15 protein-coding genes and 2 tRNA genes are annotated in these 19,762 nt (G+C 60.7%); 7 read left to right on the forward strand and 10 right to left on the reverse strand.

The features are described from left to right. Window positions 1–49 precede the first annotated feature (49 nt). Entirely contained in the window at window positions 50–799 is a 750-nt protein-coding gene (locus tag QNJ86_RS01735) for a MerR family transcriptional regulator (RefSeq protein ID WP_283830847.1), read from the forward strand. A gap of 113 nt (window positions 800–912) precedes the next feature. Here the strand turns inward: QNJ86_RS01735 and trxA are convergent, their stop codons facing one another. After that, window positions 913–1,221 (reverse strand): thioredoxin, encoded by a 309-nt coding sequence (gene trxA, locus QNJ86_RS01740; RefSeq protein ID WP_283830848.1) that lies wholly within the window; start codon window positions 1,219–1,221, stop codon window positions 913–915. 284 nt (window positions 1,222–1,505) lie between these two features. Here trxA and QNJ86_RS01745 point away from each other — a divergent pair, with 284 nt between their 5' ends. Both QNJ86_RS01745 and QNJ86_RS01750 read left to right on the forward strand, forming a co-directional pair. Continuing rightward, window positions 1,506–2,420, forward strand: a complete 915-nt coding sequence (locus tag QNJ86_RS01745) for a patatin-like phospholipase family protein (RefSeq protein ID WP_283830849.1) — start codon at window positions 1,506–1,508, stop codon at window positions 2,418–2,420. 155 nt (window positions 2,421–2,575) lie between these two features. After that, the gene (locus tag QNJ86_RS01750; protein ID WP_283830850.1) at window positions 2,576–4,474 is read left to right on the forward strand and encodes a sensor domain-containing diguanylate cyclase; all 1,899 of its coding nucleotides are present in this window, start codon (window positions 2,576–2,578) and stop codon (window positions 4,472–4,474) included. 69 nt (window positions 4,475–4,543) lie between these two features. On the opposite strand, the gene QNJ86_RS01755 is transcribed toward QNJ86_RS01750, so the two are convergent. After that, a complete protein-coding gene (locus tag QNJ86_RS01755) occupies window positions 4,544–4,870 on the reverse strand; it encodes a YbjQ family protein (protein WP_283830851.1) in 327 nt (108 codons plus the stop codon). Between the two features lie 148 nt (window positions 4,871–5,018). On the opposite strand from QNJ86_RS01755, the gene QNJ86_RS01760 reads away from it, so the two are divergent. Then, a complete protein-coding gene (locus QNJ86_RS01760; protein WP_283830852.1) occupies window positions 5,019–6,665 on the forward strand; it encodes a cation:proton antiporter in 1,647 nt (548 codons plus the stop codon). Window positions 6,666–6,749: 84 nt separating this feature from the next. Here QNJ86_RS01760 and thrS read toward each other — a convergent pair whose 3' ends face one another. From thrS to tig, 6 genes are all read right to left on the reverse strand, one after another. After that, complete coding sequence (gene thrS / locus QNJ86_RS01765) at window positions 6,750–8,663, reverse strand: threonine--tRNA ligase (RefSeq protein WP_283830853.1); 1,914 nt, start codon at window positions 8,661–8,663, stop codon at window positions 6,750–6,752. Window positions 8,664–8,855: 192 nt separating this feature from the next. Continuing rightward, on the reverse strand, window positions 8,856–9,443 hold the full coding sequence (locus QNJ86_RS01770; protein WP_283830854.1) for a zinc ribbon domain-containing protein: 588 nt from the start codon (window positions 9,441–9,443) through the stop codon (window positions 8,856–8,858). A gap of 156 nt (window positions 9,444–9,599) precedes the next feature. Beyond that, window positions 9,600–12,281: a valine--tRNA ligase gene (locus QNJ86_RS01775; protein ID WP_283830855.1), complete on the reverse strand. Its 2,682-nt coding sequence runs from the start codon at window positions 12,279–12,281 to the stop codon at window positions 9,600–9,602. A gap of 127 nt (window positions 12,282–12,408) precedes the next feature. Beyond that, window positions 12,409–13,803: an ATP-dependent Clp protease ATP-binding subunit ClpX gene (clpX, locus tag QNJ86_RS01780; protein WP_283830856.1), complete on the reverse strand. Its 1,395-nt coding sequence runs from the start codon at window positions 13,801–13,803 to the stop codon at window positions 12,409–12,411. 5 nt (window positions 13,804–13,808) lie between these two features. Next, complete coding sequence (locus QNJ86_RS01785; RefSeq protein ID WP_283830857.1) at window positions 13,809–14,447, reverse strand: ATP-dependent Clp protease proteolytic subunit; 639 nt, start codon at window positions 14,445–14,447, stop codon at window positions 13,809–13,811. 164 nt (window positions 14,448–14,611) lie between these two features. Beyond that, the gene (tig, locus tag QNJ86_RS01790; RefSeq protein WP_283830858.1) at window positions 14,612–16,102 is read right to left on the reverse strand and encodes a trigger factor; all 1,491 of its coding nucleotides are present in this window, start codon (window positions 16,100–16,102) and stop codon (window positions 14,612–14,614) included. A gap of 427 nt (window positions 16,103–16,529) precedes the next feature. Here tig and QNJ86_RS01795 point away from each other — a divergent pair, with 427 nt between their 5' ends. Beyond that, entirely contained in the window at window positions 16,530–16,889 is a 360-nt protein-coding gene (locus QNJ86_RS01795) for a hypothetical protein (protein ID WP_283830859.1), read from the forward strand. 105 nt (window positions 16,890–16,994) lie between these two features. Here the strand turns inward: QNJ86_RS01795 and QNJ86_RS01800 are convergent. Beyond that, window positions 16,995–17,070, reverse strand: a tRNA-Lys gene (locus QNJ86_RS01800). 89 nt (window positions 17,071–17,159) lie between these two features. Continuing rightward, window positions 17,160–17,236 (reverse strand) — tRNA-His (locus tag QNJ86_RS01805). Window positions 17,237–17,474: 238 nt separating this feature from the next. On the opposite strand from QNJ86_RS01805, the gene QNJ86_RS01810 reads away from it, so the two are divergent. Both QNJ86_RS01810 and QNJ86_RS01815 read left to right on the forward strand, forming a co-directional pair. Next, window positions 17,475–19,058 carry an NYN domain-containing protein gene (locus tag QNJ86_RS01810; RefSeq protein WP_283830860.1) on the forward strand — a complete coding sequence of 528 codons (1,584 nt, stop codon included), beginning with the start codon at window positions 17,475–17,477 and terminating at the stop codon, window positions 19,056–19,058. 93 nt (window positions 19,059–19,151) lie between these two features. Then, window positions 19,152–19,727 carry a DUF4230 domain-containing protein gene (locus tag QNJ86_RS01815; protein ID WP_283830861.1) on the forward strand — a complete coding sequence of 192 codons (576 nt, stop codon included), beginning with the start codon at window positions 19,152–19,154 and terminating at the stop codon, window positions 19,725–19,727. Window positions 19,728–19,762 lie beyond the last annotated feature (35 nt).

Here is a 19,762-nt window from a genome sequence, read left to right on the forward strand (position 1 = left end):
GTGAGCCCGCAGGCCTCCTTCAAATCTTCAAACTAAAAGGGAGCACATCATGGACCCCACCTCCTACGATATTGGCGATGCCGCGCGGTACTTGGGCGTGGCGCCCTCCACGCTGCGCTACTGGGAGCGCGAGGGACTGGTGCGCGCCGGGCGCAACCGCACGAATGATTACCGGCGCTACACGCTACACGACCTCATTGATGCGGGTGAAATTGCCTTCTACCGCCGCCTGGGCGTGCCGGTGCGCGAACTGGCGCGCTACCGCACGCTGTCGGTGCGCGACTTGGACGAGGTGCTGGCACGCACATCTGACGAGGTGGAACGGCGCATTGCTGAGTTGCAGGCCGTCCGCGCGCGCCTCGCCCGCCAGCGCGACCTCGACGCCTGCGCCGAAGAGCTGGCGGCGGCTGGCATGCGGCCCGGCGCTCCCGCCATCGCGCGCATCGACGTGGCTGACTACCGCACACCCGACCTCTGGCCGCTTCTAGTGGAAGAGCCCTGGCGCTACGGCGTGGTGGTGGACGCAGCTACGCCCAACGTGGTGGTGGAGGGTGTCGTCGACACACCCCAGCCCGAAAATCAGGCGCTCTGGGTGCGTGGTAGCGAGCGAGAAAGCACCTGCCTGGAATGCCTGCTCACGGTTGACCCCGACGACCTCAACCACAGCAACGCCCCTGCCCTGTTCGCCGAAGCGGCCCGCCGCAGCATTGAGGGGCGACTCATTGTGGGAAGCTACCTCTTAACCGCCACGAGCACCACCGGTCGCTGGGACCACTACCGCGCCTGGGTGATCAGCTAAAACGCACCTAACGCACAAGCGCCGGCCGCATGTGCGACCGGCGCTGTGCCGTGCATTCAGTTTGATGTTGCTGTAGTGCCGCTGCGAAGCGCCTGCGCGCTCCCTGCGCTCCTTTACGCCAGCATTGCCAGGATGCTCTGCTTGGGCTGCACGCCCACGGCCTGCTTCTTCACCTGGCCGTTCTCAAACACCATCAGCGTGGGCACGCTCATGACACCGTAGCGCTGAGCGATGTCCGGGCTCTGGTCGATGTCCAGCTTGTACACGGACGCCTTACCAGCCATTTCGTTCGCCACCTCGTCAAGCGTGGGCGCCAGCATCTTGCAGGGACCGCACCACGTTGCAAAAAAGTCCACGAGCACCGGACCCTGCGCATCGAGCACCTTGGACTGAAAATCGGCGGAAGAAATAACCTCGCTCATGTGAAGCCTCCTTTTTCGGGCGGCCGCTTGCGCGGCCTCGTTCGCAACACCTGCGGTGCCGCTCTTGTCGCATCCAGTGGACGCGGCCATTTGGTCTGCGCCTATTGTAAACGGCTTTACCCAACTGTGCATCAAATTGTTACGGTTTAGCGCATGAATCTTGGGCGTGCTGACATTTTTACCCCGCGAACGGCACCGCGCGCGGCCATTCCTTCATGCTCGCTCCACAAGCAACGTGCGGCTTAGCGCTATACTGCTCTTGCATAAGCGAAAGGATTGGTTCCATGAGCGACGACATCAAAAACCCCACCCCCGAGTCCACGCACGAACCCGCGTGGCGCGGCTGTTCCACCCTTCCCGTCGACCTCGTGTTGGAAGGCGGCGCTATGCGCGGGCAGTTCACCGCCGGGGTGCTCGACTTCCTCATGGATCAGAAGGTGTTTTGCGAACGCGTGATTGGCGTGAGCGCCGGCGCGCTCTGCGGTTACAACTATGTGGCCGGTGAGCTGGGGCGCGCGTGCTACCTCAACGTGAAGTACTGCGACGACTGGCGCTATTTGTCCATGAAAAGTTTCGTGCGCACGGGCAACGCCTGCGGGCGCGACTTCAGCTTCAACGTGATTCCCAACAAGCTGGAGCCGTTCAACTACGCGGGTTTCGACACCTCGCCGATGCGCCTCGTGGCCGTGTCGAGCAACCTGGATACGGGCGAAGCCGACTACCACGAATTCACCGATTCGCTTGCCGACCTCCCCTACCTTATTGCGTCGTCATCCATGCCGCTCGTGAGCCAGATTGTGGAAGTGGACGGCAAACGCCTGTTGGATGGCGGCACCTGCGACAGCGTGCCGGTTCTCTATTCGCTGCTCACGGGGCCCAGAAAGCGCATTGTGGTGCTGACGCAAGCCGCCGATTACGTGAAGGGGCCGAACAAGCTGATGGCACTCCTTCGCCAGCGCTATGCCGACGCACCGCTCTACGTTGAGCGGCTACACAACCGCCATTACGACTACAACCGTCTCTACCGCGCGCTACCTCGCATGCATGACGAGGGGTGGCTGTTCTTGGTGCGTCCGCCCGAGCCGGTTACCGTTGCCAGTATGGAGCGCGACCCGGCAAAACTCATGGCGCTCTACGAACAGGGTTACGCGGAAGCGGGGCGTGTCTGGCCTGCACTTGAGCGCTACTTGACAGAGTAACGCCTGCACCCTTCAACCTTTTGTTCAGAGACTAGGCTTTGTCCGCCTGTGCGATGAGGGCTGTTGAGCAGCGTGCTATGATCGAGCATTACGGGCGCCGCACGACCGTGCGCAGTCGAACAGGCGCAGAGACGCGAAAGCGAAGGACAAGGCCTTTGAGCAAGTGCATCACCTGGCGGGCCAACGCGCTCATTTGTCTCATCATTATACTGGGCTTCGTTGTTACCTCCTTCATCAGCTATCACTCAAACCGCGAGGCCTTCGAGCAAGACGCCGAACGCGTGTCGCTGCTGACGTCGGAGGGTATCGCGCGCGCCATTGATGCCCAGTTCACGCAACCCATTGACGTGTCGCTTACCATGGCCAACGACAGCCTTCTCAAAGAAAGCCTGCGCGAGGAACTTCAGCGCGCCGACGACCCCGCGTTCGTTGAATCGCTGCGCACGTACTTGGATACCTACCGCGTCAAGTACGGCTTCGACTCGGTGTTTCTCACGTCGTCGGCCACGTCGCGCTACTACCACTTCAACGGCATTGATCGCACGCTTGAGCGCAACAACCCTGAAAACACGTGGTACTTCGATTTTCTGGAAGGCACGCAGGATTATGCGCTCAACATTGACAACGACGAAGCCATGAGCAACGAGATCACCGTATTCGTCAACTGCCGTATTGTCGATGAGGGCACAACCGTCGGCATTGTGGGCGTGGGCTTCAACATCGACGACTTGCGCACGCTCTTCTCCTCCTATGAAGAACAGACCGACACACACGCGTACTTGGTAGATGGCGAGGGCGCGGTGAAGGTGTCGACGGACGGTCGCGACGTTGAGCAGGCGAATCTGTTCACCGATACGGCATTCGCGGAGTTTCGCGATCAGGCGCTCGGCAACCGCGCAGAAGAGCAGAGCCTCTGGTATTCGGGGGCCGGCGGATCAGGTTACCTCGTGTCCCAATATGTGCCCTACCTCGATTGGTTCTTGGTAGTGGATCACGATACCTCGTCGCTGACCGCGCAAACAACCCAGCAGTTGTTGCTAGCCCTAGGAGTAATTGCCGTGGTCATTGTGCTGGTACTGGTTGCCACCACCAGTATTTTCCGCCGCTACAATGACCTCATTGTGAAGCAGACAACCGCCGCCGAGCAGGAGCACAAGTCCATCTTCCAGGAGGCGGCCGAGCAAATTTACGAGAACATTTACGAAGTGGACATCACTAACAACCGCGCGGCCAGCGAAGACACCGAGCAGTATTTCAAAAGCCTGGGTGTGCCGGGGAAGATGCCGTATGACCAGGCACTCATCATAATTGCGGAAAAGCAGATAAAGGAAGAGTTCCGGGAAAGCTATCTGCACACCTTTAGCTCCGCATCAGTAGAGCAGGCTTACGAGCGCGGCGAAGACACGCTGACGCTGGACTTTATGATTGCCGAAAACGACGCGTCGTATGTGTGGATGCGCATCACTGCCCACTTGTTCATCTGGAGCGATGATGGGTCGTTGCGCATGCTGGTGTACCGCCAGAATATCGACGAAGAGAAGCGGCGCGAACAGGCACTCATCGAGCAGATGCAGCGCGACTCGCTGACCGGCCTCTATAACAAAGCAGCCACGCAGGAGCATATTCGCGCGATGCTGGCCGATAAGCCGGATGGGAGCTACGCGTTCTTCATCCTGGATATCGACGACTTTAAATCGGTGAATGATAAGCTGGGCCACAGTGCAGGCGATAAAGTGCTTGAAGAGTTTGCGCTGATCGTGGGCGGACACTTCCGCCGCGAAGACGTGGTCGGGCGCATTGGTGGGGATGAGTTTGTGGCGTTCTCGCCCGTGTCGGACGCCGCGTGCGCCAAGCGGAAGGCGGCGGAATTGGTGGCAGCGTTGCAGTGCGCTATCGAGACGGACGCGGGGGTATGCCAGGTGTCGTCGAGCGTGGGTGTGGCGCTGGCACCAGCGGCGGGAAGCGACTTCGAGACGCTGTATCGGCGCGCCGATAGGGAGCTCTACCGGGCGAAGGAGTTGGGGAAGAAACGCTACGCGATTGATGCGGGGTAAGACGTGCTCGGGTGCATGCACCCCCTGCGCAAGCGGGGCTGGCGCAGGGGGTGCCAGCCCTTCACGCTGTTAGGCCTGCGCCAGCGTGACGGCGGTGCCGGAGGCGGTCACCATAATCATGTTGCCGCCCTGGCCAAGCACCTCGTAGTCCATGTCCACGCCAATGACCGCATGCGCACCCATTTCAGCCGCGCGCTGTTCAAGCTCCTGCAGCGCATCGGCGCGCGCCTGCAAAAGTTCTTGTTCATACCCTTCGCTACGTCCGCCCACAATATTGCGAATGCCCGCTCCGAAGTCGCGCAGAATGTTAATACCGGTAATAACTTCACCAAATACAATGCCGTAATACCCGGTGACACGATATCCCTCAACCGTGGGCGTGGTGGTAATAATCATGAACCTACTCCTTCGTTTCGAAAAGTGGATAGCACTCAGCATACCACGACCGCACAAAACACGTACCCTTCCTTTAACGTTGACAGCCCGGCTAAAGGTGTAGAATGATTCCACTCACCTGCGCTAACACTTGCACGAAAGGTTTTGTATGACGGTTGATCTCGTTTCACTTGCCATCATCGCACTGGTTGCGGCGGCAAGCCCCATCGTTGCGAAACTCATACCGAACAAGCTTGTTCCTGAAACGGTGTTCCTCCTTATTGCAGGTGCGGCGCTGGGGCCGCATATGATAGGCGCAGTGGAGCTGACGGATTCGGTGGGATTACTGTCCGATTTAGGGTTGGCCTTCCTCTTTCTGCTGGCGGGTTACGAAATAAACCCCAAGAGCCTCACGGGTTCCCAGGGCAAACGCGGTTTTGCCACATGGGTAGTATCAATTGCACTTGCGTTTGCCGTGGTAATTGCGGCTGGACTGATGAAAACCAATGAGCTGGAAGCTGTAGCCGTGGCCATTGCTCTTACCACTACCGCACTCGGTACGCTCATGCCTATTTTGAAGGAGCGCGAACTCACCGGCACGCGCGTGGGCGAATCCATTCTAGCCTACGGAACCTGGGGCGAATTGTGCCCGGTGTTGGCCATGGCCTTGCTGCTTTCAGCACGCGCTGAATGGCAGACTATGCTCATTTTAGTGGCATTCGTCATCATTGCTATCACCGCTGCCGTAATACCCGCGAAAGCCAAGAAAGCAGGTCACCGGCTGTTTCGCTTCCTTTCGGAGAACGCCGACGGCACGTCGCAAACCATGATGCGCGTGGTGGTGTTGCTGCTGGTAGGCCTGGTGGCCGTGGCGGCTGTGTTCGACCTCGACATTGTGCTTGGCGCGTTTGCGGCGGGTTTTGTGCTGCGCTACCTCATTCCCGAGGGCGATCACGGGCTGGAGCACAAACTTGATGGTGTGGCCTACGGGTTTCTCATTCCCCTCTTTTTTGTGGTATCCGGCGCGAAAATTGACCTCATGGCGGTGTTTGCGCAGCCGGTAATGCTGGTGGGGTTCATCGTGCTCTTGCTGCTGGTGCGCACCGTGCCCATCTTCGTATCGCTGAGCACGCACGCCGAAACGCGCGACATTTCCACGCATAATCGCCTGACCATCGCGCTGTACTGCACAACAGCGCTGCCTATTATTGTGGCCGTGACCTCCGTCGCCGTGAGCGCAGGTGCCATGCCGCAGGAGACGGCAAGCGTACTGGTGGCGGCGGGAGCCATCACTGTGTTTCTCATGCCGCTGTTGGGTATGCTCACCTACCGCGTGGCCGACGCGAAACCCATTGAGGCCGTGCGCGAGATTGCCCACAACCCGCGCGATATCGGCAGCATTCTGCGTGAGCACTGGGAGTTGGAACGCATGCTTGCACGCCAGGAAGCACTGGAACGCCTGGCGGCACGGCGTGAAGGACGCGACGTAGAGGATATGCCCTGGCAGGACCGCGCCGCGCTGCTACAGCGTCGCAGTGCGCGCAAACGCGCCATTGACGAGGCGCTTGACTACGCCTCGCAGGAATTGTCCCGCCGTGCCTTGGCCACCGACGCCGACCCCGATGGAGACGGCCCGCGCCTATCCACCAGCCAGTCACGCCGTGAAGAGCACCGCCGCCGCGTTGCCGAGCGCGTCGTACGCGAGTACCGCCGCCGCATGAGCGAGATTGGCCACGCCGCCGAGCGCATGGGCCTCGGCGAGGACGAGATTGAACTCATGCTCGACGAAATGAAAAGCAAGCGCAAGTACCCCTAAATGCTGTTTTGATAGACACCTTTCCCTTCAACAACAAACGACCCCGAACATATGCCGGAGTCGTTTGTTTGAGCGAACAGTTTGCTACAGAGCAGCCTCGCGAATCTTTTCGAGCAGCTGCTCCACGGGCCAGGAGCCGAGATCGCCCTCGTGACGTTCACGGACGCTCACCTGGCCGTTCTCGATTTCTTTGTCGCCGAGCACCGCCATGTAGGGAATCTTTTGGCTCTGCGCCTTGGCAATCTTTACGCGCATGGGCTCGTTCTGATCGTACACCTCCACGCGACCACCGGCGGCCTTCACCTGCGCGGCGAGCGCGGCAGCCGCCTCGTTGTGGCGGTCGGCCAGCGGCAGCACGGCCACCTGCACGGGAGCCAACCACAGCGGCAGTGCACCCGCATAGTGCTCAATGAGGATGCCAAGGAAACGCTCGATGGAACCAAAGATAGCGCGGTGGAGCATCCAGGGGCGCTCTTCGGTGTTGTCCTCGGTGCGGTAGGTCAGCTCGAAGCGCTCGGGCATGTTGAAGTCAACCTGTACAGTGGAGCACTGCCAGGTGCGCCCGATGGCGTCCTTCACCTTGATGTCAATCTTCGGACCGTAGAACGCGCCGTCGCCCTCGTTGATCTCGTATTCCAGCCCGTGGCGCGCGCACGCCTCCTTGAGCGAGTTCGTAGCATGATCCCACATATCATCGGTGCCGATGGACTTCTCCGGGCGGGTGGAAATCTCGGCGGTGTACTCGAAGCCGAAGGTGGTCATGATGTGATCCACAAGGTCAAGGATGGCCACAACCTCGTCCACCACCTGGTCACGCGTGCAGAACACGTGCGCGTCGTCCTGAGTGAAACCACGAGCGCGCAGAAGGCCGTGCACTACACCGCTCATCTCATGGCGATACACGGTGCCGAACTCGAAGTAGCGCAAGGGCAGGTCGCGGTAGGAATGCAGCTCATTTTTGTACAGCATCACGTGGCCCGGGCAGTTCATGGGCTTCACGCCGTACTCACTCATGCGCGGATTCTCGTCGTCTCCCTCGTTAATCTCGAAGAAGTACATGTTCTCCTTGTAGAAGCCGTAGTGGCCCGAGGTCTTCCACACATCTGCATTGTAGATGTGTGGGGTGATGACCTCTTCGTAGCCGCGCTCGTAGAGGTCGCGGCGCAACCACTCCTGCATGGTGCGGATGACACGCGCACCCTTGGGAAGGTAGAGCGGCAAGCCCACGCCCGCCATGGGGTCCATCATGTAGATACCCAATTCACGGCCGAGCTTACGATGGTCGCGCTTCTCAGCCTCTTCCAGGTTGTGCAAATACTCGTCCAGCTCCTTCTGCTTGAAGAACGCAGTGCCGTAGATGCGCTGCAGCATCTCGCGGTCGGAGTCGCCCTTCCAGTACGCGCCGGCTACCTTCATGAGCTTGAACGCGCCAATCTTGCCCGCGGAAGGCATATGCGGGCCCGAGCACAAGTCGACGAAATCACCGTGGCGGCGGATGATGATGTCCTCGTCGGCCGGCAGCTCGCGGATATGTTCCAGCTTGAAGCGCTGGTCGGCGAAGATAGCTTCCGCCTCGTCGCGCGAAACCACCTCGCGCACAAACGGCTCATCTTTGGCAATGATCTCGGCCATCTTGGCCTCAATGGCCTCAAAGTCCTCCGGAGTGATGGAGCGCGACAGCTCGAAGTCGTAGAAGAAGCCGTCTTCGGTCTGAGGCCCAAACGCAATCTGCGCACCAGGGAACAACAGCTGTACGGCCTCAGCCATGACATGGGCGGTGGAGTGGCGCATGATGCCAAGCGCCTCGGGGCTCTTCGCGGTGATGATCTCAACTGTGGCGCCATCGGTCACGGGAGTGTCCAGATCGGCGAACGCGCCGTCAATCTTGCCACCGAGCGCGGCCTTCGCCAGGCCGGCGCCGATGGAGGCGGCCACGTCGGCAACGGTGGCGCCCTCGGCGAGTTCCTTCTTTGAGCCGTCGGGAAGTACGATATTCATGTTAGTTCCTTTCTCTGTGCCGGGCGCGCACAAAGCGCCTGCACGATCGGTTCGGTCGCGTCTTGAGTGCGCGACCGTTTCAGTATGCCACGAGAGAGCCGAAAGGCCCGCTCGCACACCATTTCAACAAACGCCGCAGCGAGCGCAGCAAAAAGCCGCCCCGAAAACGAGGCGGCTCAGAACAACAAAGCTTTAGTGCGCGGGGCGCTCACCTTGCGGGGCGCGCTGCCGTGCTTGCCTCTGCTGCTGGGAAGCCGCCTGCTGCGGCTGCTGCGTTCGTGAACGGCGACGCGCCGGGCTGCCGCCAACCGGCGTTGCGCAGTACGGACACACGGTCCACGACGGGTCGAGCGCATGGTTGCAGTTCGTGCAGAGGTTCTTCAAGCGCTGATGGCAATTCGGGCACAGCACGTAGTCGGACTCCACGGGATACCCGCAGTTCGCGCATTCGCCATACTTCATGAGTTCCCGTTGCTTGAGCGCAATTTCCAGCTCCTGCTCGTCGCGGTCAATCTGCAACAGCGGCGGACGCAGCAGGCAGTACGCAATAATGCCCAACAAGGGAATGAGTGCGACAACCGCCCACACATACCAATAGGAGCCGCGCAGATAGGCGTCGCGAACAACCCACACAATGGACAGCACATACAAAATGACGAGCAGCACCACAACCACGGTGAACGCGGCTTGCAGCTCGGGCGTCCACAGCTGGGACAGCAGTTCGTTCATGTCAACCTCGATTTCCTCCGTTCGCCCGCGCACGCGAGCGACAACCGGCATGCCACGCTTCCTCAGCGCCGACACGGTCAGTCATTATAGCAAAGTTGCCTGCGAATACGTCTCCGTTCAGGCAATTTCCGCAAGCCTCCACGCACGGATGAGCGGCGCAGAAAAACGGGGGCGCTCACCTGCCGTGCGCGCCCCCGTGGTGTATCCCTATCCCAGTTCAGCCAGTTGGGCTTCGACGCGGGAGAGTTTGTCGGCCAGCTCGGCGTGCTTAGCGCGGTCTTTTTCGACGATTTCGGGCGCGGCCTTAGCCAAGAAGCCGGGGTTGTTCAGCTTCTTTTCCAGCTTGCCCGCATCAGCGGCCAGCTTTGCCTGCTCTTTCTGCAGGCGGGCACGCTCGGCGTCGAAGTCTACCAGGCCGGACAGCACGATGTATACCTCCAGGCCAGAAGCCAGAGACACGCTTGACTCGGCCGGCTTTTCCACATCGGAGGCAATGGTGAGCGAAGAGGTGTTAACCATACCTTCAATAAGTCCGCGCTGCGCCTCCAGAAGCGCGACGTCGCTCTCCCCCACCTTCGCGACCACGGCAAGGCCCGTCTTCGGCGAGATGCCGTAGCGGGCGCGCGTCGAGCGAATGGCCGACACTGTTTCGGTCACGAGGTCGATGGCACGCTCGGCATCCGCATCCACGTACTGCGCAAGCGCCGCAGCGTCTGGCCACGCGGCCACAATAAGGTACGGCGCTTCGGTCTTGTCCACCGGCAGCTGCTGATAGATTTCCTCCGTCACGAACGGCATGATGGGATGCAGCAAGCGCAGCGCCTGGTCAAGCACAAATACGAGGTTGCGCTGGCACGCCGCACGATCTTCAGGCGAGCCCGCAAGGCGCGCCTTCGAAAATTCGATGTACCAGTCGCAGAACTCGTTCCAGAAGAACGAATACAATTCGCGCGTAATTTCGCCGAACTCAAAGTTCGCGAACGCCTCGTCGACGCGCGCCACCAAGCCCGCCAGCCGCGAGAAGATCCAGCGGTCAACCGGCGTCACCGGCTCAGGGGCACCCGGCTCGTAGTCGTCGAGGTTCATCATCACAAAGCGCGCGGCGTTGCGAATCTTGTTCGCGAAGTTGCGCGAACTCTCCAGCTTCGCCTCGTTGAACTTGAGGTCCTGCGCGCCTGTGACCTGCATCAAAAGGCCGAACCGCATGCCGTCAGCACCGTAGTCCTCCATGAGGCGCAGCGGGTCCACGCCGTTGCCGCGGCTCTTCGACATGGGCTTACCATCGGCCGCCATCACCGTCGGGTGAATGATGACGTGCTCAAACGGAATTTCACCCGTGCAGTACATCGATGCCATCACCATGCGCGCCACCCAAAGCCCCATGATGTCGCGCGCCGTGGATAGCACCTGCGTGGGATACGCCTGCTTCATCTGCGGCGCTTCCATGCCCTCTTCGGTCCAGCCAAGCGTGGCGAAGGGCCACAGCTGTGACGAGAACCACGTGTCAAGCACGTCCTCGTCCTGGCGCACCGGCGCGCCGCACACGGGGCACACCTCAATGTCCTCCACGCTGGCGTCTTCCCAGCCGCACGCGTCGCAATAGAACATAGGGATGCGATGTCCCCACCACAGCTGACGCGAGATGCACCAGTCTTTCAGGTTCGCCAACCAGTCGAGATACACCTGGCGCCAGCGCTCGGGATGGAACTGGATGGAGCCGTCCTCCACCACACGCGCGGCGTTTTCCTTGAGGCCGTCCACGGCCACGAACCACTGCTCACTCTCCCAGGGTTCCAACTTCGTATGGCAGCGATAGCACGTCATCACCGAGTGGTCGTGCTCTTCCACCTTCTCAAGCAGGCCCAACTCGTCGAACGCGGCCACCACGGCCTCGCGCGCCTCGTCGCGATCCATGCCCGAGAACTTCCCGTAGCCTTCCACTACGTGCGCCGTCTCGTCGAAGATGTTGATGCGCTCAAGGCCATTGCGCTCGCCCATCGCCCAGTCGTTCGGATCGTGCGCGGGCGTAGTCTTCACGCAGCCCGTGCCGAACTCCCTATCCACATGCCAGTCGGCGAAGATGGGAATCTCGCGATCTACCAGCGGCAATGTCACGGTCTTGCCCACCAGGTGCGCGAACCGCTCATCCTTCGGGTTCACCGCCACACCCGAGTCACCAAGCATGGTCTCGGGGCGCGTCGTAGCCACCACCAAATACTCAAGCCCGTCCACCGGCTCGGTCAAGGGGTAGCGCAGATACCACAGATGACCCTTTTCATCAACGTATTCTGCCTCGTCGTCCGAGATGGACGTCGTGCAGTGCGGGCACCAGTTCACAATGCGCTTACCCTTGTAGATGAGGTCGTCGTGGTACCAGTCCACGAACAGCTTCCGCACGGCCTTCACGTAGGCAGGCTCCAGCGTGAAGTGTTCCTCCGAGTAATCGCACGAGCAGCCCATGCCCTTGATCTGGTTCACAATGGTGGCGCCGTACTCTTTATACCAGTCGTAGCACGCCTCGATAAACGCCTCGCGCCCTATTTCCAAGCGCGAAATACCCTGGTCAGCCAGCTTCTTGTCCACCTTCGTCTGCGTGGAGATGCCCGCGTGGTCGGTGCCCAGCACCCAGCGCGCGGGACGGCCCTGCATGCGCGCGCGGCGAATGCACGTGTCCTGAATGGTGTCGTTCAGCGCGTGCCCCATGTGCAGCACGCCCGTGATGTTCGGCGGCGGAATGACGATGGTGTAGGGCTGGCCTTTACCTTCGCCCAGCTCGGGCGTGCGTTGGAAGTAGCCCGCGTTCATCCACGCGTCGAACAGCGGGCGCTCATGCGCCTGGAAATCGTAATCTACCTTTTTGCCGTTGGTTTCGTTCGTGTTCTCGGCCATGGCCTGCTCTTTCGTCCTCGCGTCTCTCGAACCGAAAAGCGGGCGCGACGCCTGCGCGCGCTACCCGCTTCCCCTCTTATGGCGCGCCTGCCGCGCACCCAATCTTACCTACGCAAACACCCCGTACTTAGGCGCTCTGCTTTTGAGCCTCAAGGGCGTCCTCAGGCTCTATCTCGGGTTTCGTCTCACCGGTGATGTCGCTTGCGCGCACGGTCACGCACGTGGCGCCCTCGTGCTCGGGCAAGTCATACATCACGTCCATTAGCACGCGTTCGCAGATGGAGCGCAACCCGCGCGCGCCCGTACCGTGCTCCACCGCTTCATGCGCAATGGCGGTAAGCGCCTCGGGCTCGAACACCAGCGTTGCATCCTCAAACTCAAACATCTTCGTGTACTGCTTCACCAGCGCGTTCTTTGGCTCGGTGAGAATGCGTACGAGATCTTCCTCCGACAATTCCTTGAGCGACGTCACCACAGGGATGCGGCCCACGAATTCGGGAATCATGCCGTACTTGTTCAAGTCTTCGGGCAGCACCTGGGCCAGAAGTTCGGCCTCGGCGTGCTTTTTGCTCTCGGGCATTTCAGCGTTAAAGCCAAGGCTGCTCTTACCCACGCGATCGGCCACGATATCAGCCAAGCCCACGAACGCGCCACCCAGAATGAACAGGATATTCGTGGTGTCAATATGCAGAAGCTCCTGCTGGGGGTGCTTGCGCCCGCCCTGAGGGGGAACGCTCGCCTCCGTGCCCTCAACAATCTTGAGCAGCGCCTGCTGCACACCTTCGCCCGACACGTCACGCGTAATGGACAGGTTTTCAGCCTTGCGCGCAATCTTGTCGATCTCGTCGATGTAGATGATGCCAATCTCGGCGCGCGGGATGTCGAAATCTGCCGCCGTCATAAGCTTGAGCAGGATGTTCTCCACGTCCTCGCCCACGTAGCCCGCCTCGGTGAGCGTGGTGGCGTCCGCAATGGCGAACGGCACCTTCAGCGTGCGGGCGAGCGTCTGCGCGAGAAGCGTCTTGCCCGAACCCGTGGGACCCAAAAGCATGATGTTGCTCTTGGCCAGCTCCACCTCGCCGTCGGATGCGTCCGCGCCCAAGCTGATGCGCTTGTAGTGGTTGTACACGGCCACGGACAGCGCGCGTTTGGCGGCTTCCTGACCCACCACGTGCTCGGAGAGTTCGGCGTACAGCTCGTGCGGCGTGGGCAAATCGGCCAACACGTCTTCGGGCGTGGGCTCATCGGGCGAGGCAAATATCACGTTGTCGGCCGCGCCATGCTTGGCGTGGCGGCCGGTGGGCTCGTCGGATTCAAAGCCAAACCCTCCCGCCATCTCAGGCGGGACGGAAAGGCCCAAATCGCGCATCATGGCATCCGCGCACACCGAAATGCACTCGTCGCAGATATAGATGCCGTTCGGCCCCGAGATCATCGCAGTCACCTCGTGCGGATGCTTGCCGCAGAAGGCACACGCAATGTCCTCGGGGTTCGCGAACTCCTCGTGTCTGTCGTTCGTCATGAAAGTTATTCGCTCTTCTTCTCTTCGGTGCTCGCAGCAGTGGTTGCGCGCGACGTGGTGATGCGGTCGACCAGGCCATACGCCAGGGCCTCTTCCGCGGTCATGTAGTTGTCGCGCTCGGTGTCGGCCTGGATGGTCTCCAGCGTCTGGCCCGTGTTGTCCGCGAGAATCTTGTTCAAGCGATTGCGGGTCTTCAGCATGAAGTCGGCCACGATGGCAATTTCGGTCTGCTGGCCCTGCGCGCCGCCGGAGGGCTGGTGGATAAGCACCATGGAGTTCGGCAGGCACAGGCGCTTGCCCTTGGCGCCGTTGCTCAGAAGCACGGCGGCCATGGACGCGCATTCGCCCAGGCAGATGGTGGACACGTCGCACTTGATGAAGTTCATGGTGTCCAAAATGGCAAGACCCGCCGTGACAGAACCACCCGGCGAGTTGATGTAGAGGGAGATGTCTTTCTCGGGATCGGCGCTCTCCAGGTGCAGCAGCTGTGCCACCACAGAGTTCGCCACGTTGTCGTCAATCTGCTCGCCCAAGAAGATGATGCGCTCGTTGAGCAGGCGAGAATAGATGTCGTAGCTGCGCTCACCGCGCGGGGACTGCTCGATAACGTAAGGGATCAGAGCCGCTTTCGTATCAAAACCCATAGTATGCCTCGCTTTCGCTTGCGGCCACCTTGGCCGCTCCTATCGTCATATGCCATAGTGAGGTACGTTTCGCTGCCGTGCAAGGCCAAGCTACCGTTTCGTTACCAGTGACAAGGCGCGCGGCGCTCCCGCAGGGGGAATGCAGCCGCGCGCCGTGCAAGCGACTATTCGGCGTCAGCGGCCTTGTCGGCCTCGTCCTTCTTGGCCTTCTTGGCAGCCGGCTTCTTGGCGGGCTTCTTCTCGGAAGCTTCCTCGCCAGCAGCCTCGTCCTTCTTAGTGGTCTTCTTTGCAGCCGTCTTCTTGGACGACTTCTTCTCTTCCTTGATTTCTTCCGCAGTGGCGGGCTGCATCTCGGTCACGACGGCCTTCTCCACCACGTCAAGAGCGGCCCTCGTGCGCAGGATGCCGCTGCGCACCATGTGCAGCTGGCCGTTCTTGCGCCACTCAGCCTGGAGTGCCTTCGGGTCCTCAACGCCGCTCTTCACGAATTCCTCGGCCACGTCTTCGTCGGTCACCGTCATGTCGAAGTGGCGGGCCCACGCATCCAGCGCCAGGTCCTGCTTCGCCATATCCTGTGCCTGCTGCTTCACGTCCTGCTTGAACTGGTCGGCCGTGATGCCCTGCTGGGCCAGGTAGGCGTCAAAGCTCACGCCCTGGCTCTGCAGTTGCTGGAAGAAGTCCTGCAGAAGGCTGGTCTCGGAATCCTCCAGCATGCCTTCAGGCACTTCGCCCTCCAAGCGCTCGGCCAGCGCCTGAAGCGCCTGGTTCTCCTTCATGCGGGGCAGAACGTCTTCCTTCTGCTGCACGATGGACTCGGCGATGCGCTTCTTCAGGTCGGCGACGTCCTCGAAACCAAGCGTGTCCTTGGCCCACTCGTCGGTGACCTCGGGCAGCACCTTGTTCTTGACAACCTTCACTTCAACTTCGAAGTTGATCTTTGCGGTCTTGCCCATCAGCGGCTGCGTGAGAATGGTCGGCTCAGCAGGCATGTCGATGGAGAATTCCTTCTTCTGGCCCTTCTTCATACCCACGATCTCGGCGTCGAAGGCGGGCGGCAGGATGCCGGCACCCAGGCCATAGAGGCGCGAGTCCGTGGTCATGGACTCAATTTCCTCGCCGGCGTCGTCGGTGGCCTTCATGGCGATGTCGAGGAAGCTGTCCTCCTTGACCTTCGTGGCCGCCGCGGCATCCTCGTAGTCATAATAATGTTCGCGCAGCGCCTCAATCTGCTGCTCGATTTCCGCGTCGGACGCGCCCTCCGGCGGAAGGCTGACCTCGACGGGCTCGTAGTTGGTCAGCTCGTACTCGGGCTTGACCTCCACCTCGAAGCTGTACTCGAAGGGCTTGCCGCCCTCAACCAGACCCATGTCTTCGGCGAACTTCGGCTTCGCCACGGGGAACAGGTTGTTGTCGTCGATAGCGAGAGGATAGGTTGCGTTCACCACGTCGTCGGTCACCGTAGCGGGAACCGCCTCAGCGCCGAGCGCGTTGTCGATGATTGGACGGGGAGCCTTGCCCGCACGGAACCCGGGGAAGTTGTACTTGTGCGCAAAGTCTTTGTAGGTCTTCTTGATGCGCGTATCGATATCCTTGGCATCGACGGTAACGGTCACTTTGACGCGGTTATCCTGCAATGCCTCAACTTTTGTTTCCACGTAACTATCCTCCATCATTTCCTGTCATCGCCTTGCGACGTCGTGCGGCGCGCTCGGCGGCTGCCCTGCGAAAGCGCGTTGGCGCCGGCTTCGCCTGATCTTCGCCGATGCACGCTCTGAGCACACCGAAACGGAATTATGGCACATATGGGACGGTTGAGGAAGCAGGTTCACGAAGAACCGACGAAAGACGCGGGAGGGCGTGGCGTATGTGAGGGTGCGGGAGGGGTTTATGTCGCATTATGCGCGTGCGACGGGCGCTGTGGCGGGCGTGCGACGGGTACGGTGAGGCGCGCGAAACCTTCGCCGAAACGTTGATTGAATCTGGGCGATTCTCCACAGCGCGCAGACGCACAAGCAGCTATCATGGAAACCGACAGAAAACCTTCCGCGCAAGACCCCTCTCACCCACCCGAAAGGCTTACGTGTGTCCCTCGTTTTGAACATACCGCAGGAGCGCGAACTTCGACGCCTCATCGACTACGAACGTGCGACGTGCAGCGTTGAGGGTGAGTTGGTGTATCGCTGCGCCTTCCCCTTCCGTCCCGACGATGAGTTGCAAACCGAACTCATCGAGCGCGGCGCGCTGGCGACGAAGACCGAGGGGCGACGTGGCACCATTGTAGTTATCACGTCCGAGGGGTATTCCTACTTCTTAGAGAAGGCGCGCGCCGAGCGCGAGCGTGTGCGCCGCGAGAAGCGCGATGCGCGGCTCATGGCGTTCGCCGCGGTGCTAGGCGCGGCATGCGTGGTGGTGGGATTTTTGCTGGGGAGGTTTGTGGCGTAGGTGCGTGCGGGCCGCGGGCACGGGCCCGGGACGTCGGACGCGGCGCGCCCTTCATCGTAGCAACAAAAAAGGCCAGACATGGTGTCTGACCTCCTAGAATTCAAATGGTGGACCGTCGGGGACTCGAACCCCGGACCTTGGGATTAAGAGTCCCCTGCTCTACCAACTAAGCTAACGGTCCAAGTGAAAACTATGTCAAAGTGCGCAAAGCGCTGGGCTATCTTAAAGCATGCAAGTTGTGATTGCAAGCCCTAATTTCAAAAAGCGCGCTGGGGTGGCTAATCGGACTCGAACCGACGACCTCCAGAGCCACAATCTGGCGTTCTAGCCAACTGAACTATAGCCACCAAGGCGCAAGGTGGAAGTATACGGATTTTGGGCGGCGAGTGCAAGAGGGATTATGGACAAATTGTATCAGCATCGCTGCAATCCGGCGCTGATCGGCCCTTCTAGAGTAGTATTGTCGTCAGAAATGCCGCGTTTCGCGCCGTTTTGGTCGCCTTTTCGGCGCCAGCGGGCAAGCCCGGCCACCCTATTAAGGCGCCAGGGGCGCCCACCCTCACAACCTTTGAGGAGCACAGGCACGTGGAAAAACAGTCTTCAGAAAAACGATTCGCCCTTTTAATAGATGCCGACAACGTCTCGGCCAAATACATCAAACCCATCACCGACGAACTGTCGAAGTACGGCACCGTCACCTATAAGCGCATTTACGGCGACTGGACGCTCACGCTGCACGCCAAATGGAAAGACGCGCTGCTGGAAAACTCCATCACGCCCATCCAGCAGTTCGGCTACACCCAGGGCAAAAACGCCACCGACTCGGCCATGATCATCGACGCCATGGACATCTTATATACGCGGTCGGTGGAGGGCTTCTGCATCGTATCGAGCGACAGCGACTTCACGCGCCTGGCCAGCCGCATCCGCGAAAGCGGCCTCACGGTCATTGGCATGGGCGAGAAGAAAACGCCCGTCCCCTTCCGCAAGGCGTGCGACATTTTCACCACGCTGGAGCTTTTGTTGCCGGGTAACGGCAAGAACGGACGCGGCAAGGGCAAGCCTGACCAGGGCGGACAGGCTGCAAATAGCCAGAGCAACACCGGCCCCTCTATTGAAGAGATTGAACAGGCCGTGGTGAACATCATCACTGACAACCAGAATAATGGTAAGTCAACTGGCCTTGGCGAGGTGGGCAGCCGCCTGCTGAAGCGTTACCCCGACTTCGACGTGCGCAGCTACGGCACGAATCAGCTGAAGAAGCTGCTGGATGAATTCGAGAGCGTCGTGGTGACGAAGGACGGCAGCTCTGTCACGGTGGAGCTGGCTGAGGAAAAGAGTACGGAGCGCGAACCGGAAGCTGCTGCGGGTGAAGCGGTCGCTGCTGCTGGCGAGAACCCTGCTAGTGAGCGCGAGAACGCCGCCGCGTCCGAGGCGGCGAACGAGCAGCCTCGTGAAAGTACGGGTACAGTTGGTGAGAAGCGGCTGCGACGCTCCACCCATATGAGCGCCAAGCGCGGCACTACAAGCACGTTGAAGCCCGCCGACAAAACCGATAAGCAGGAGGCCGAGACACCCGCAGCGCCTGAAACTCCGAAGACTGCGAAAGAAACCAGCGCGACAAAGGCGGCTCCTCAAGCTGAAAAGCCTGCCGAGGAAGTTCCTTCACCTGCGGCTGAGACTGGGGTTGCAAGCGATGCAAGCGAGCCCGTGGACTTCCGCCCCGGCCGCGCTACGCGCAAACGTGCAGCGGCGTCACGCGGCGGCACCACCAAGCACGAGGCGCGCGAAGCGAAGCCTCGCAAGACGTCCGACGAAGCACAGCGCGACACGGCGAGCGATACCCCCACTCCCAAGGCCGCGCCAAAGCGCCGCACCACAAAGGCGAACGCGGGCAAGGCGAAGCCCCAAGCAGCCCCAACGGCTCCCGCCGCTGTCGCCCCCGCCACCTCCACTGCCACGGGTGCCGAGGCGTTCATTCGCCAGACCGTGGCCGATGCGGGCGCCGAGGGTGCCGAGCTGGGTGCCCTTGGCAAGCGCGTGCGCGCCAAATTCCGCACGTTCAAGGTGCGCGATTTGGGTTACCCGCAGCTCCGCAGCTACGTGGCTGACCTGGATGGCATCACCGTCGAGCAGCGCGACGGCCGCTTCTACGCCCGCCTCGCGTAGGCGCAGCGCCACCTTCAAAGGCTTGTTGAACGGGAGGGGCCACTCCCCTGCCGTGGTATCCTGCCCCGCAAAGGACAATCCAAGGAGGATCTCATGAAGAAGCTGCTCGCCGTAGTGGTGGCCGTGGCGCTGGTGGCCGTGGGTGTGGTTGGTACGCTGGCGTTTCAGCGCGCGTTCGAGCCCAGTGTCAAGCTGAGTTCCACGTCCATCCAAGAACAACTGACGAATGCGAGCGAGCTGGCCACCGCAAAGCTGGAATACCGCGGGCTCGTGCGCTACGAAAATGGTGAAATAGACTTCATTAATAAGAAGGGCTTCACCATGGTGTATGACGCCGAAATACGCGCCGGCGTCGATTTGTCGCAAGCCTCCGTCGATGTAAACGGTCACACTATCACCGTACGCCTGCCCGCCGCCCAGCTTCTCGGTGTTGAGATTGACCCTGATTCGCTCGAGTTCTACGACTCCACATTCGCGCTATTCAACTGGGAAAACAAGCAGGACACCGCCGAGGCTCTGAAAGCCGCCCACTCCGACGCCGAGGGCAAAGTAAACCAAACCGACATGCTCACCCAAGCCGACGAACAGGCACGCACCCTGGTAGAGAACCTCCTTCGCCCCTTCACGCAGGGCGAGCGCGCCTACACGCTTTCAATCGTCGCTGCCTAATCGCGCACATTCTGCTATCATGTTCGCTGCGCTTT

Origin of the sequence: Gordonibacter faecis (genome assembly GCF_030077735.1) — a bacterium.
Classification (GTDB): Bacteria; Actinomycetota; Coriobacteriia; order Coriobacteriales; family Eggerthellaceae; genus Gordonibacter; species Gordonibacter faecis.